Raw genomic sequence first — 14,759 nt, forward strand, 5'->3', positions numbered from 1 at the left:
CTTTTTCAAATTCTGATTTCATCGAAAAAGTGGCCGGAATAAATCGGAATGGGTGGCCACTTTCAATCAGAATCAGTGGCCGGTTTGAATCGGAATCGATGGCCACTTTGGATCGGAATATACAATGTGGACTATTCATTGAAAATCCTAAATAAAACTTATGAGCTAATTGATGAAACCATTAGAAAATCTGGTAAAAAAATTTCTGAAAAATACTGGGAAGAAATTCCTTACAGAAGTTCATGTCTTAGATGCCATCAAGGAATCGAAAGTCAACAAGGGATTATACACGGAAAAAATTTTAGTCATAGAACGCATATAATAAACAGTAAAATAGAATGTGAAAAATGTCATAGAAGACATGAAGAAAAGCCGAAGGGAGAGGTTTTGTTCATAAGTTTAAATGGCTGTACTAAATGTCACCATCAAACAGTCAACAGAGATTGTCAAGTTTGCCATGGAGAACTTAAAACAAAAGAAATAAAATACGAATCAAAATTGTTCTCCCATCAGTTTCATGTAGAGGACACGGACCTCAATTGTAACAATTGCCATTTTCTTACCAAGGAAAAAAATTTTCTTTTGAATAAAAACAAATGTTCAGAATGTCATTAGTGAAGATGACATTAATGACAGTTTTTGCATACTTCCTTGTTTAATAACATGCCGATTTCTTTTTTCATCGTGTGGCAATTCTGACATTTAAGTTCTAATGCAAAATGAGTTGGGTGTGGGGAGGGAAGGGCATTTCTTTTATGGCATTCCATACAGATTCTTTTTGGATCAAAATGGTGGCAAATCATACAGTCTTTCTTTTCGATAAGAATCTCACCATGTTTTTTTTCATTGGAGTGGCATATTTTACAGGCAACTCCTTTTTGAATATGGGGAATGTGTTTAAATGTTTTATCAGAAAAGGAAATTACTTCTCCTTCATAATTTTGATGGCATCCTTTACATTCAGTTCTTACTATATGGGGAGATAATGGCGGATTTATTGTGTTTTTTGGATGGCATATTTCACATGTTCCCCTTTCCTTTTTGTGACAGTTCATACATACTTCCATGTTTGGCCGATTTGTTTGGGTAGCCCACTTATCATGGGCAATGTTAGAATGACAATCAGAACAACCTGTTTTTAAAAAATCAACATGAAATTCGTGATCAATTTTTATTTTATAAACATTATATTTGTAACTATCTAAAGGTTTTTTGAATATATCCGAGTGACATCTTACACAGTTGGGATTTAGTCTTAACTTATCTGATATGTAAGCAGAGTGCCCTCTCTCAAAGAGAACATTCCACGGAAAAAGAGGAAGATGCATTGAATGGCACTCGGTACATCCTACAATTTTGTAATCAGGATGGATTTTTGATTTTACTCCTATGTTTAATGTTTCACCTGTAGCATGACATTTTAAGCAATATTTTTCACTCGTTGCATATTTTCCCAGATACCATCCACCCATCAATAATAATCCTATCCCTCCAATTCCCACAATCATTGAATTTTTTAGATTTAAAACAGGAATTTTCATAAAAAATTTTCCCTATTTTTCAAATAAGAAACCAATATATTTTTCAAAAAAACCCGGCGATTTTTTTTCTGCTAATTTATACACAGAAACTGTTGTGTCATTGAAAGCCTGTCCACCTCCTAAAGGATCTGAAACTACAGGAATTATTTGATTTGGATGAATCCCGTTTCTTTCCTTCTCCCACCAGAGTAACTCTGTTAAAGGGTCATCACTTTTAAATTTTTTTGCCTGAGCAATTTTTCCGTAAGCCCAATGGCCACAATTATCAGATATTGCAATTACATTGGGATGAATTCCCTGGACCAAAAAAACCTCTCCTTCTAAAGAACCAATTTTTGAGGTAACTTTTATTGTGTCTCCAGTTTTCAGGTTCATCTTCTCTCCTGCTTCTTTATTCATCAATATTGGATTTCTATGAACAATCTCAGAAAGCCATAGAGAATTTGCAGTATGGAAATGAGTGTGGATATTCCATTGAAAGGTAGTGAGTACAAATTCTCCTTTTTCAATTATATTTTTATGGATTGGTATAGGTTCATAAGATGGAAGAGGATTTAACCCCATTTCCTTAAGTTTCTCTGAGTATATTTCAATTTTTTTTGAAGGAGTGTCAAATCCTTTTCTTTCATAGATTCTGAATTCAGGTTTTGCGTTAGTTTCAACCCAGAAGCCATGGTCTTTCAAGTAGTCAAGGCCACCTTCTTTTATGAGTTCATCTATTTCAGAAATCTGGGATGCAAGGTAATCTTCAGGGTCAAAGAAAAAATATTTTTTCATGTTTCCATTCAAATAATCAGAGAGTTCAATCAATATTTCCATTATAGATTTTGTTTTCCCAAGGGGTTTTACAACAGGTTGTCTCAGGCTAACAAAAGGAATGAGTTCCAATGAAGGAGGAGAATCTAACTCCCATCTTTCTAAATATGTCGCAGATGGAAGTACAATATCAGCCAATTCAGAAGTTTCTGTTAGATGAGTATCGATACTAACATGAAATGGTATAAGATTTTCATTTTTTAAGACATCAATCGTAGAGTCAGTATCAGGAAATTCATAAGCAGGGTTAGCCTGATAGGTAAAGAGAGCCTCGATTTTTCCAGCCTCCCCTTTTACCTCCTCCATAAAGTTAAATGGTGCTTCATATCCATTTTTTTTAATAAGATTACTTTTTATTTCTGGAGAAGGAGGTTTTGGATGGGGTTCTGAAAACTCATAATATCTCGGTAGACAATATCCTCCTTTTATATCAATATTTCCTGTAATTATGTTCAGTAATATTACAGCCCTTTCATTTAAGACTCCATTTAAATGTTTACTCACACCACCAGTTGAGATAGTTGTAGCAGGCTTGCTTTGGCCAAATTCTAATGCAATTCTTATTATATCTTCTGAATGGATGCCAGTTTCTTTTTCAGTTTTCTCTGGAGTAAATTGTTTCAGATGGTTTTTAAGTTCTTGAACAGGATAGTTCGTCCATCTTTTTAAGAAACTTTCATCATAAAGATTTTCTTGCATTATCACGTTTGCCATCGTAAGAGCGATGAGGCCATCTGTTCCAGGAAAAGGAGAAAACCACTCATCACTTTTTCCTGCTGTTTGAGAACATCTTACATCAAAAGTAACAAGTTTTGCTCCATAGAATACTTTTCCTTTAATAATTTTTGTCAGTCTTCCTTCCGTAATTCTTTGGACAAAGCTTGTCCTCAATATATGGTTTTCAAATGGGTTGCACCCAAAATTTAGCATATACCTGCAGTTTAAGACATCATTAATTTCATATGGAGCTCCCCACGTTATTTTCTGAGCAAATCTTTTGTTATTATTTGTAAGGGAAACATTTACCAGAGCATTTGGCGAGCCGAAGGCATGCATAAATCTTTTTATAAAATCTTGAGTTGTAATATCTCTTGTGCTGAGAAATACAAAGCGTTCAGGATGACCTTTTTCCCATAATTTTTTTAATCTCATAGCGATTTCCCTGTAAGCTTCATTCCAGGATATGCTCTTCCATTTTCCTTCACCCCTTTTTCCTATTCTTTTAATGGGATGTAAAATTCTTTCAGGATCATAGAGCATCTGAATCCCTGCGTGCCCCTTTGCGCACATTCTCCCCCTTGAGTTTGGATGATCCGGATTTCCTCCGATTTTAATTAATCTATCAGCCTCAATGTAAGCAATTATTCCACATCTTGCATAACAATTTAAACATGTAGTTGGAATTCCCACATGAGTTCTTCCTGTGGTTCGAGAAATATGTTTTTTCTCAAATTTTAACTCTAAAGGGCTTATTCTTGATAGTAAAATTAAGCTACTTCCTGCTGCTCCTATTTTTATAAAATCTCTTCTTTTCATGGCTTAATTCTTCAATGCAATGGAACACTCTGACCTGCATAAACTACAGTCAATCTCATCGCAAATACTCCGATCATTACCAGCAGAGAAGCAAAAACATTTCCTCTAAGAGTTTGACCAGTTTTCGGGAAAAACACAACAAAAAGAGGAACGATGCTTCCAAGGAATATTTCAATCCCTAAAAAAAGAAATTTAAATTCTCCGAATAGAAGAAGCTGTGCTACATGGTATTCTTCAGTTTTAGACGTTAAAAGCACCAGAATATCATTAAGAATTAAAAAGAGGTCAGCAACGATGGTTGCACCCATAAATTTTCCCAGATTCAATATTAATTTCTTCTCCTGTTCTGCCTTTTCTACATCTTTTCTTTTTGTGAAGAAAAAATTATTAAAAGATGCGATTAATATTACAAGCGCAATACCTGATACCATTGCTGAAACAATGAATAGAGTGGGCATCAAAGCTGTGCTCCATAGAGGCCTTCCTTTTCCAAGAGCAAGAATAAACCCTGTATAACCATGGGTGCATATAGCAAGCGGAATCCCTGTTATTCCAAGAATCTTTGCTGTTTTTTCCTTATTTGCAAATAAAGCCCATGCATAGAGAACTCCATTCAATGGATAAGCTGACAACAGAAATGTTCCATATGTAATTGGGGATGTCATCTGAAGATATATATACAGATGCCAGAATCTCATTGGCTGTTCTAAGTCTATTAGCAAAAATATTGGAGCTATTAGAAGGGATACAGGAGCCAATATGGACCCTATTTTTCCTATTGATTTATATTCTTTTTTTCCTCCAAGGACTGTAACTGCAGATATCACAAAAGAGCCAGCGCTTATCCCAGTTAGATAAAAATAAGTTGCAATAAATATTCCAAGAGGGATGTAGTAAGGAGTGTTATAAATTACCTGAATATCCATGTTAATCTTCCAGAACCTTCCAGACCTTTATTGGGTCAGCTGCATCTAAATCTAATCCAACGTAGAAAACTCTTGGTTCTGTTCCCATCTCGGGTTTTATAACATTAACCGGATTGGTGGAAATTGTTTGAGATATTAAACTGTTTGGGTCGTTGATATCTCCAAAGATTCTTGCTCTTCCAATACAGGTTTCCACACAGGCAGGAACTAAGCCTACATCAACGCGATGGTGACAGAAAGTACACTTTTGAACGTATTTTTTTAGCGGGTTTACAAACCTTGCATCATATGGACATGAAGCAATACAATATTTACATCCTATGCATCTGTGCTGATCTATCATTACAATACCATCCTCTCGTTTCCATGTTGCCTTGACAGGACAGTTTGTAAGACATATAGGCTTTTCACAATTATTGCAGGATAACGGAAGAAAAGAACGGGATACATGGGGAAATTTTCCCTTTTCTATTATTTTAACCCAGGATGCAAAAACTCCTACTGGAAAACTATTTTCAGCTTTACAGGCAACAGAACATGTGTGACAACCGACACATTTTCTCAAATCTATAAGCATTGCATATCTTTTGTTATTTTTCATTGCTTTCCGGATAAAGCTTCAAGATAAAATTCGAATTCAGAAGACCAGAATGTTAGTTTAAGAAATACTCTCAAAATCACAAGCAATTGCATAATAAAGAAAGCAGACAAAATGGATAAAAATGTTGATGCCCTGGAAATGGGGGATAAAAGATTATAGATAATGATAAAGATTGCGTTGATTAACCCAAGGGTAAAATAAAGATAAAAAGAAGAAAGGAGATTTTTAATTAAAAATATCAATGTATCGAATAATTCTAATAAAATAATTTTCGAGTTATTGTAGACAATTTTTATTTTTGTCAGGTCGAATAAAAAATTGAGGAGAAAAAATGTTAGTAAGAATAGAATATCCATGCCAATTCTGAAGAAGAAAAATTGTTTCTCGTCCAATTTATAATTTTTTAAAATTAAATCAAAGAGCCATTTTCTTATAAGAAAAAATGAGAATGCATAGAATGGAATTGAGATAAGAAAAACTTTAAAAAATCTCCAGAAATAATCATAACATCCTTCGAAAAAAGTTTTCAGGTTATATCGTTCTTCTTCTCTAAGGAGAGTTTTTAAAATTCCGCCTGATAAAAATACATGGAATAATAGAAATACGATCCCAGAAATTATCAGGATATTTTTGTAGAGGGGAAAGAATTTTGGATAATTAAAGTTAAAGTCAATTAGAAATTCCATTGGAAAATCTCGAAGGAATAAATCGCTATAATGAGTTCTTGTTATAAGAGGTTTCATGATGTAATAAATTGGTGTGACTAAAAAAAGAGAAAACGAAAGATTAATTAAATAGAGCCAGAGTATAATTTTTTTTGACCTGAGACTCCTCTTAATTCCATAAAATATCGACCTGAAAATCATCGATCAATTTATCGATATAATCCATGGCATTATCGCCAATGCTTTTGAATAAACATTCGATTTTAAAAATGGGATTGCAAAGAAATGTTTCAAATCTACATTGATTAGATGAGTCTCCCCCTCTGAAGAGTTGAAAATAAGCTGCCAGAGAGTTTTTCTTTTTGGAAAAAATTCAATAACTACCGATTCCTCTTTTGGGATCTTTGCTTTGGATTTTGCAATCTCAATGGCTTTCAAAACACCACCCACCTCATCTATCAATTTTAATTTTTTTGCCTGTTCTCCTGTCCAGACTCTTCCCTTTCCAATTTTATCGATCTCATCTATTTTCATATTTCTTGATGTAGAGACCCTTTTCAGGAATGTTTCATAAATCCATTTCATTTCTTCGATTATTTTCCCTTTTTCTTCTGGTGAAAATTCCCTGTAATCAGAGAAAAGCTCTGCATATTTTCCTCTACTTATGATTTCTTTTGTTATTCCTATTTTATCGTAGAATCCCTTCAGATTGAATTTCCCGTAGATAACCCCGATGGAACCGGTAAAAGACCAAGGCTGACTTATAATGTAGTCAGAACCAAGCGATATCCAGTATCCTCCAGAGCCCGCTAAATCAGACATTGATACGATGAGAGGCTTTTTTTCTTTTAAAGTAAGCTCAGCCCTTAAAATTATATCAGAAGCAATGGCTGAGCCTCCTGGAGAGTCAATCCTTAATACTACTGCTTTTATGGATTTATCATCTTTTACCCTATTTAAAATCTTTGTCATAGTATCCGATCCAATAAGGGGGGCACCGAAAATAGAATCCTTTCCACTTTCTCCTATATCGATAGCACCAAGCCCATAAACAATTGCTATTTTCTTTTTTCCCGTTAGAGGAAATTTAACTTTTGAATATTTCTTTATATCAATGAAGTCAAACCCTTCTTTTTTTATTTCGTTCAGGATTTCATCCTCATAGGCTAATCTATCGATAAGTCCATTTTTTAATGTATCTTCAGGAAGATATGGTCCCTCCTCTATTATCTTTTTTATTTCTTTTAAGTCTTTTTTCCTTGAGTTAGATATTTCCCTTAGGAATCTTTCATAATAATCATCTAAAAGAGAATTTGCCATTTCTCTATGGGCGTTGGTGAACTTATTTTCAGTAAAAGTATTGGATGCTGTTTTATAATCTCCTATGTGTTCGAGCTCTGCTTTTATTCCAAGCTTATCAAGAGTATTTTTGAAAAAGATGTATTCTGATGCGAATCCCTTTATCAGTAGCAATCCAGTGGGCAAAAGATTTACTTTTGAGCAAGAAGCTATAAAATATTCAAGATTTCCTCCTGTCTCGAGGAAAGTTACAATTTTTTTTCCAGAGCTTGAAAAATCTTCAAGATAATCTCTTATTTCCTGGGCTTTTGCCCATCCAATTCTTAAAGGATATATCTTTAGATAGATTCCTTTAATTTTTTTGTCATCCTTTGCTTTTTTTATGTTGACCAGTAAATCCTTTATTGTAAGAGGTTTTTCAAATATAGGAAATCCTCCATAATCGATTATTTCTTCAGGAATGTCACCGCCAATGCTTATAATAAGGTAGCTATCTTTTTTTACCGTTACCTCTTCCTTTAAGCCAATTATTATGAATGATGCGATTGTAGCAATTATTATGATAAAAAATATCAAAAAAATTATTAAAATTGGTTTCCTCATCCAATCCTCCTTTATAAAATATTTTTTAAAAGATAATTCACCAGCTTCCTCTTTTTTATTAGAGTTTTTAGCAATTAATTATTCTAATTTATTAATACGAATATTTCCATCAAAAGTTTTTCTTACTGACATGATTGAAAAGACTTAACTTCTTTTCTATTTGATTAATTTATTTATGCAATTAAGTTTATGATGTTAAAAATCAAAGCTGCATTATTTCATTTTCATTTGAGAAAACCCTCAAATAAGCCAGGCACAAGGGGGGTCAGATCTTCATTATTCATTATTTAAATATTTCATTAATCGGATTCAATGTATTTTCCAAAAAAATATGATAAAAAATAATAATTAATTTTAAACGAATAATGAAGATCTGACCCTATAAACATTGGCCTCTTATGACCCTATAATAAACATAAACACCCAGATTGTCCTCTTATTTAAACCAGGGTTTTTGGTTTTCCCTTCCGGTTTAGAGAGACTGTTTTAATTTCTCCTGTTCGAATCTTTACTTGATTTATTGTAATTTGGTATCCTCTTAGTCTTTGTAAATTTAGAAAGATGAGAAAGAAAAAAACTGATGAATTGTTTTCTCTAATTGCTGATAAGTATGACCTTTTAAACCATATCCTGAGTCTGAATGCTGATAGAAGGTGGAGAAAGAAACTGGCAGAACTTTTAAGCTTTTCTAAATCTTACAAAATACTGGATGTTTGTGCAGGAACATGTGACTTAGCTATTACCCTTGCTAAAAAAGGTCCAAAAGCAAAGATTATAGGAATTGATATATCTGAAGATATGTTAAAAATAGGCTTGAGAAAGATAGACAACTTAAACCTTTGTCAAAATATAACCCTTCAGAGAAGTGATGCTTTTAATCTTCCTTTCAGAGATGAAACCTTTGATGCAGTGACCATTGGCTTTGGCTTGAGGAATTTTCTTGATGTAAAAAAAGGCATAGAAGAAATGATACGAGTGCTAAAGAAAGGTGGCGTGCTTTTGATCCTTGAGCTCACACTTCCTGAACAAAGTTTTTTAGCAAAAGTTTATAAATTCTATCTTAAAAAGATTGTCCCATTAATAGGAGGTTTAATTTCTGGCTCAAAAGCTTCCTATGAATATCTTTCATCATCAATAATAGGTTTTTTCGATCGGGAAGAAATTATTGAGTTATTAAAAGAAGAGAAATTAAAAAATATTTATTTAAAAAATTTAAGCTCTGGAATCGCCTGCATCCTTAAAGGCGAGAAATAAATTATTCATTTTATTCAGTTTTGTATTTCTATTTTTTTATTTTTTCATCGTTTGCCTTACTTGTGACCCATTTTTACCTCACAAAAACATGATGCAATTTTCTTCTACATCTATTAATTATTTTAAAAATATTTCTTTTCTGCTAAATTCCCTAAATTTATAGATATTGAGAAGGATTTTTCTATTCTTTTAAAAGCATATGAATATGCACAAAATTCCTATAATTTCTTATAAATTAAAGCTCAGATTATCAACAAAGTCTGTGGGTGCCTGAAAAATAAAGTTGTATTCAAAAATTATATTTTAGAGAGAATATTGGAAAATGTTCTTCGCATTGCCAAATTCGGCGAAGAGAATTTTAATGATAGTGTTGCATCTAATAGCGTAAGATATTATCCCCGGCTTATTTTTAATTCTTTAATTATATCATCTCAACCTTTTTAATACCGCTTTTTGGATTACGGAAAATCTGTCTTTAGCCATAAAATCTTTGTATAAACTTTCTGTTAAGGAGCCTTCTGGATAATTGGTTTTCTCTTGTATAGCCATAAGCTCTGTCACGACAAGCAGGAATTCTACAGAAAATTCTCCCACTTTATCTAATTCTTTGAATGGTTCGATATGCTCTGCTTTGAAAAACTGAAGGCTTGGTGGAAATGAATTTACAGGTTTTATTTGACTGAGCATTGCCAAGATATGGTCTTTAAGTTTCAAAGTTAATAAAGAACTATGAGCATGTTTGACATACATCTCTACAATTAAGTGAACATGAGCGGGGGTGCGTTCTCGTTTGTTTGGCTCTTGGAATTTTACAATGAAATCGTAAGGGGATTCTGACTTTCTGCCAGGGTAAACTGCAATTTTAATATTTGTTTTTGTAGTATAAACGACTTCATCTTCTTGAAAGCGTCTAACTCTCCAAATTTTATAAGATGACTTTATGTAATAGTAAATTGCTACCAATAATTTAAATAATTTCAATATTTTACCTCCTCTTGTACGGATGAGGGTGGACAGACCTCAATTTCTGCTCCACATTCATAACAAAACTCGACATTAAAAGTCATGCTACCAGGAATAGGGCACTCATCTAAGTCAATTCGAGATTTACATACAGGGCATCTAATATACCATGTACCATTCTTCCTTTCTTTTGCCTTTGCTTTTCTTACTCTCATTTTACCACCTCATAAATAAGTAGATATTGATGTGTTATTTTCAAATTATTATCTTTTTCTACTTCTTTGATTTCATTATCAGTTTTTTGTTCTTCTTGAGCTACAACTACAATTTCTTTTAACCATAAATTGTCAGAGACGATTAGATCTACTATTCTTTTGCCAAGAGGTTCAATAAATCCATCCATTCTTACATCCTGCGTTTGGACTACTAAAAATCCACCTTTGTTAACATTAGGTAAGCTTTGTATCACGGTCTGTCTTATTTCTTCTAAATAGTGCTCAATGTTTGGCTTTAAAGGGTTATTGTTCAAAAATGTTGCTTTTATAAAAAGCAGGTCTATCTTCTTTTTCCCATCTTCTTTAGTAAAAGATGCCTGATTTTCAAAATTGACATTAAAATTTATAGTTGAGTATTTACCTCCAATTGAATACCTATTAATTACATTTTTGTTTAAACGCTCTTCCAAATCTCTCTCAGGAAATAGCCATACCGTGGTAGTTTCAAGTTCATCTATTTTTTTCAAGGGTATTTTTTCAAATGCAGGAATAACACCTCCATAATCTAAGCTCTCTTCTCTTAAGGCTAAGGAGGGGGCAAGTGACTCGGGTTTTTCAAAAATTGGTAGATATTCGTGGGCCAAAAGGAGGAAATTATATTTTGTGCTTTTTTCATACCAAAATCCAGTAGTTTTACAATTATGCTGGCGTTTAATCACCAATTCCCTTATTTTAAACCCTGCTTCTAAAAAAACATTTATTGTTTGAAATCCTATGGGAATAACATGTTTATGTTTTCTGGTATCTCCGATAAGAATTGCGCATTTTCCGCTAGGTTTAAGGACACGGTAACTTTCACTTGCAACTTTTTTTATCTCCTTTAAAAAATCTTTAACACCAAGCTTTGATAAGTCACCTTCAACGCTAGAACTATAATTAATGATTCCTGCATAAGGAGGGTGAGCACAAATAAGGTCAATACTATTATCTGATATATGAGAGAGAGACCTTGCATCACTTACTGAAACATCGGGTTCATAGATGGAGAAAGGAAATAGTGTTGTTGGAGGTGAAAATTTTAAATTTTCTAAGGTTAAACCTATACATGCTGGGTTGATGTCTCTAGCTATGCATCTTCTACCAAGTAACTTCGCCTCTACTGCTGTAGTTCCACCTCCGACGAAATAATCCAAAACAATATCTCCAGGTTTTGAATATTTCAAGATTACATTCCTTGGTATGTACGGCGCCCAGTTTCCTCTATATCTTCCATCATGCGTTGCCCAATCTCCTCTTTGTTTAAAACTCCAAACAGTTGTAGTATCTTCTCTAAAATTTTTAGGTTCCCAATATTTTATCTTCCTGAGTTTTGTGAGAACCGAAATATTGATTCCATATGCTTCGGTGATAATTTCTTCCAGTTGTCTGAAAGTAATTCCAAACAATGTGCCAATTTCTGGATCTGGTATTCCTTTCTCTTTCGCCTTCAATACTGATTCCTTAAATTCTTTTTCACTATGTTGAGAACGTATATGCTCCCCTAAATTTCCATAATGCGGCTTCTTGCATATAGGACATTCGCTTGTTAATTTTTGCATTTTAATTATAAATATTGCGATTCTATTTAAATACTTTCATTGCTCGCTGTTTTACCCAATTTATTTATATTTAAACAATTTAGAATACATTTCTTTTTTATAAATATCCACATTAATTTTTTTACTAACTTTATCTCCCCATGCATCTTCTGCCATACCTTTTCTTTATTTTTATATAATTATTCCTGATTAAAAATCAATTTTTTCTCATTGTCGTTTTTTTAAATCTATTAGCTCTATCCTCTTTTCTTATACTAAACAGACTAATTAAAAATTAACTAGCCAGCACATTGTTTAAATCTATAGTATAATTACACTGAAGATTTATATTTTTGTTCTTATATAAATATAAAGCTCAGACATAAAATCATTGTTATAAATTTTACATAATTTTGTTGAAATTATGATAGATTGATACTAAACTCCTTAAAAAAAGAAAAAATAGTATTGAAGTGATTTTTCTATACTTTTTAAGTTCTTTTAAATTCCTTAAAATTCCTATGATTCCCTACAAATTAATCACACTCATTATGTATATGTCTTCGGGATAAAAGTAGTCCCGATATGTCGGGATTCGGGTAAATCTTCAATTTCTCTTTTATCCAATGTTAGCCACCGGCGAAATATTATTCCTATCATGGCTTATTTGTTTCAATCAAAACCTTTCGATAAAGGTCATAAATAGCGTTAATTATAGGTTTCAATTCATATTTATCTCCTCTAAAAGTAAGCGCCCAAGTCGTATCTTCAAAATTACGAAGAAAATCCTCTGTATCTATTCCAGCTATCATGTTAGATAGACCAATATTTGAATCAACAAAATTATGTCTTTTAGATGACATGATCCAAGTTTCTAATCTTTCATCAAAATGTTCAAAATGATTCCTAAAATTCCTTGGATGTATAGGAGAATTATCTTCGATACCTAAACTTTTTCTCAATTCTTCTCCCCTTTTTTGAGATTCTTTTTTTGATGGCCAAAAAATTTTAGATATATTACCAATAGCTACTAAGAAATTTTGTATCGCATACCAAACTATATCGGAATTAATGTTTAATAATCCAGATTTTATTTCATCTATAGCAGTAATTGCAAATTTACATTGTCGCTCAATTTCTATCAGAAATATTTTTAAAACCATTTTTTCCATTTTAATTATTCCTTATTTTTCGCTATTGCATATCATGATCGGCATAAAAGAAGTTGGAAGAATTTGAGTGAGACTTTTGTGCCATGCTAGATGCCGTTTCCGTTTAACTAAAGAAGTTTTCCCAGATGCATTTCACTAGGATATTTAAATATTGGTTTAATTTTAAGTTCTAAAATAGGATGATCTGGACACGTAATTTCGATTATGCCCCCGGCACCTTGTGGCGTATCTATCTTCCCAAACGCTATGCCCTGACCATTTCCATCATAAAATTTTCCTTGGAACTGAACGCGGTTGTCCTTAACTCTAATCTGTAAAACAATATCTCCTGTTTCATCCTTCACTTCTAAAGCATCCTTTGTAAAATTTCGATCAAATGCCTTTTCCTTTTTTATCTTCCATTCATTAGCTAGAAGTTCTGCAACCACCTCACCCTTTTTATTTCGGATTATGGTAGAAATCTTTAAATTCCCATTTTCTGTCCAGATAGTAAGACAATTATCTTCAAAGATTTTAAATAAAGGTGATCCCTCAGGGCCTCTATAGTCAAGAATTGCGCCTGAATCACCAAATTCAAATTGAGGGTATTGCTTTTCTTGCGGGTCTAATAAGATCGTTTTTGATTTATTTTCCAATTTGCCTGCATACTTTGAGATCTCTTTATCCATATATTCCTTTCTCTGAATAACAAATTGAATAATTGCTCCTAAAATTATCAGGAATACCATAGCGATTGTGAGCCATGAAGGGATTACCCTCGGTTTAAGCCAGCCGATAATTGCAATAATTGCCATGATTACTATTAATAAATATTTCATCTTGAACTCTTCATTTTTAGGAAATAGCTTTATCTGGGTTTATATTCGAAGTGGTTCAAACATTCCTCCATTTTTGTGTTATATCCGAATTACTTTGAACAAACATTATGTCTCTCCCTTTCAAGCTATCTTTTCTTTTTTATAATATATTATTCTTTGTTAAAAAAATCAATTTTTTTTATCATTTTTTTCAATTTCTCAACTCCGCTCTAATATGTTAAATGTAAGTATCTCTGAGTAATTGACAAAGATTGGTGAGCTAAAAGTTTTTTTACACATCCTTAGAAATTAAATTTCCTAAAATACAGTGCGGCTTCAATATAACTTTGTATATAAGGAGAAATTTCATTTATATATTTTTGATTACTTTGTTATTTTGGAGATGGTATTGTCCTTACATACTAAAAGACCTCCTATTATCCTCCTATTTAAACACGTTGTTTTGAAAATATTTTAAAACGACAATGATAAAATAAGCATAATTTTACTTGGTTGAAAAAATATTAAGTGGAGCTGAGGGGATTTGAACCCCCGACCTCATGACTGCCAGTCATGCGCGCTCCCAGCTGCGCTACAGCCCCATTTAATTTATATTATAATTTTTTTTATTTTTTGCAAATATATAATTCTTTCAAATTTTAATATGCAGCCCTTAAAAATTTGATAGGCATTAAATAATCCTTCCTTTATAAATGTAAAAGATGAATTTAGAAGATAATAATTGGGTGAAGCATTAAGATATCATTATCTGATGAGAAATCTGCCCTCTTAAA

General features: G+C 32.6%; 13 protein-coding genes and 1 tRNA gene. 2 read left to right on the top strand and 12 right to left on the bottom strand.

Annotation, left to right across the window (positions count from 1 at the left end; translation table 11 throughout):
- The first annotated feature begins 138 nt into the window (after window positions 1-138).
- A complete protein-coding gene (locus AB1410_00885; GenBank protein ID MEW6455254.1) occupies window positions 139-615 on the top strand; it encodes a cytochrome c3 family protein in 477 nt (158 codons plus the stop codon).
- 11 nt (window positions 616-626) lie between these two features.
- Here the strand turns inward: AB1410_00885 and AB1410_00890 are convergent, their stop codons facing one another.
- The 6 genes from AB1410_00890 to sppA all read right to left on the bottom strand — a co-directional run bounded on the left by AB1410_00890 (window position 627) and on the right by sppA (window position 7,987).
- On the bottom strand, window positions 627-1,541 hold the full coding sequence (locus AB1410_00890; GenBank protein MEW6455255.1) for a cytochrome c3 family protein: 915 nt from the start codon (window positions 1,539-1,541) through the stop codon (window positions 627-629).
- A 12-nt stretch (window positions 1,542-1,553) separates the two neighbouring features.
- Window positions 1,554-3,893 (bottom strand): molybdopterin-dependent oxidoreductase, encoded by a 2,340-nt coding sequence (locus AB1410_00895; GenBank protein ID MEW6455256.1) that lies wholly within the window; start codon window positions 3,891-3,893, stop codon window positions 1,554-1,556.
- Window positions 3,894-3,904: 11 nt separating this feature from the next.
- A complete protein-coding gene (gene nrfD, locus AB1410_00900) occupies window positions 3,905-4,819 on the bottom strand; it encodes an NrfD/PsrC family molybdoenzyme membrane anchor subunit (GenBank protein ID MEW6455257.1) in 915 nt (304 codons plus the stop codon).
- Window position 4,820: 1 nt separating this feature from the next.
- Window positions 4,821-5,420, bottom strand: coding sequence for a 4Fe-4S dicluster domain-containing protein (locus AB1410_00905; GenBank protein MEW6455258.1), 600 nt, complete (start codon window positions 5,418-5,420; stop codon window positions 4,821-4,823).
- Window positions 5,417-6,106: a hypothetical protein gene (locus AB1410_00910; protein ID MEW6455259.1), complete on the bottom strand. Its 690-nt coding sequence runs from the start codon at window positions 6,104-6,106 to the stop codon at window positions 5,417-5,419. Before AB1410_00910 ends, AB1410_00905 begins: the two co-directional genes overlap by 4 nt.
- Before the next feature lie 183 nt (window positions 6,107-6,289).
- Window positions 6,290-7,987 carry a signal peptide peptidase SppA gene (gene sppA, locus AB1410_00915; protein MEW6455260.1) on the bottom strand — a complete coding sequence of 566 codons (1,698 nt, stop codon included), beginning with the start codon at window positions 7,985-7,987 and terminating at the stop codon, window positions 6,290-6,292.
- A gap of 561 nt (window positions 7,988-8,548) precedes the next feature.
- Between sppA and ubiE the strand changes: the two genes are divergently transcribed.
- Window positions 8,549-9,241, top strand: coding sequence for a bifunctional demethylmenaquinone methyltransferase/2-methoxy-6-polyprenyl-1,4-benzoquinol methylase UbiE (gene ubiE / locus AB1410_00920; protein MEW6455261.1), 693 nt, complete (start codon window positions 8,549-8,551; stop codon window positions 9,239-9,241).
- Window positions 9,242-9,667: 426 nt separating this feature from the next.
- Here the strand turns inward: ubiE and AB1410_00925 are convergent, their stop codons facing one another.
- The 6 genes from AB1410_00925 to AB1410_00950 all read right to left on the bottom strand — a co-directional run bounded on the left by AB1410_00925 (window position 9,668) and on the right by AB1410_00950 (window position 14,567).
- Entirely contained in the window at window positions 9,668-10,222 is a 555-nt protein-coding gene (locus AB1410_00925) for a hypothetical protein (GenBank protein MEW6455262.1), read from the bottom strand.
- Entirely contained in the window at window positions 10,219-10,419 is a 201-nt protein-coding gene (locus AB1410_00930) for a hypothetical protein (GenBank protein MEW6455263.1), read from the bottom strand. Before AB1410_00930 ends, AB1410_00925 begins: the two co-directional genes overlap by 4 nt.
- Window positions 10,416-12,017, bottom strand: coding sequence for a DNA methyltransferase (locus AB1410_00935; protein MEW6455264.1), 1,602 nt, complete (start codon window positions 12,015-12,017; stop codon window positions 10,416-10,418). Before AB1410_00935 ends, AB1410_00930 begins: the two co-directional genes overlap by 4 nt.
- A gap of 635 nt (window positions 12,018-12,652) precedes the next feature.
- On the bottom strand, window positions 12,653-13,168 hold the full coding sequence (locus AB1410_00940) for a hypothetical protein (protein MEW6455265.1): 516 nt from the start codon (window positions 13,166-13,168) through the stop codon (window positions 12,653-12,655).
- Window positions 13,169-13,275: 107 nt separating this feature from the next.
- A complete protein-coding gene (locus AB1410_00945; protein MEW6455266.1) occupies window positions 13,276-13,986 on the bottom strand; it encodes a hypothetical protein in 711 nt (236 codons plus the stop codon).
- Window positions 13,987-14,494: 508 nt separating this feature from the next.
- A tRNA-Ala gene (locus tag AB1410_00950) sits at window positions 14,495-14,567 on the bottom strand.
- Window positions 14,568-14,759 lie beyond the last annotated feature (192 nt).

It is taken from the genome of Acidobacteriota bacterium (genome assembly GCA_040756905.1).
Lineage (GTDB): Bacteria > Acidobacteriota > Aminicenantia > JBFLYD01 > JBFLYD01 > JBFLYD01.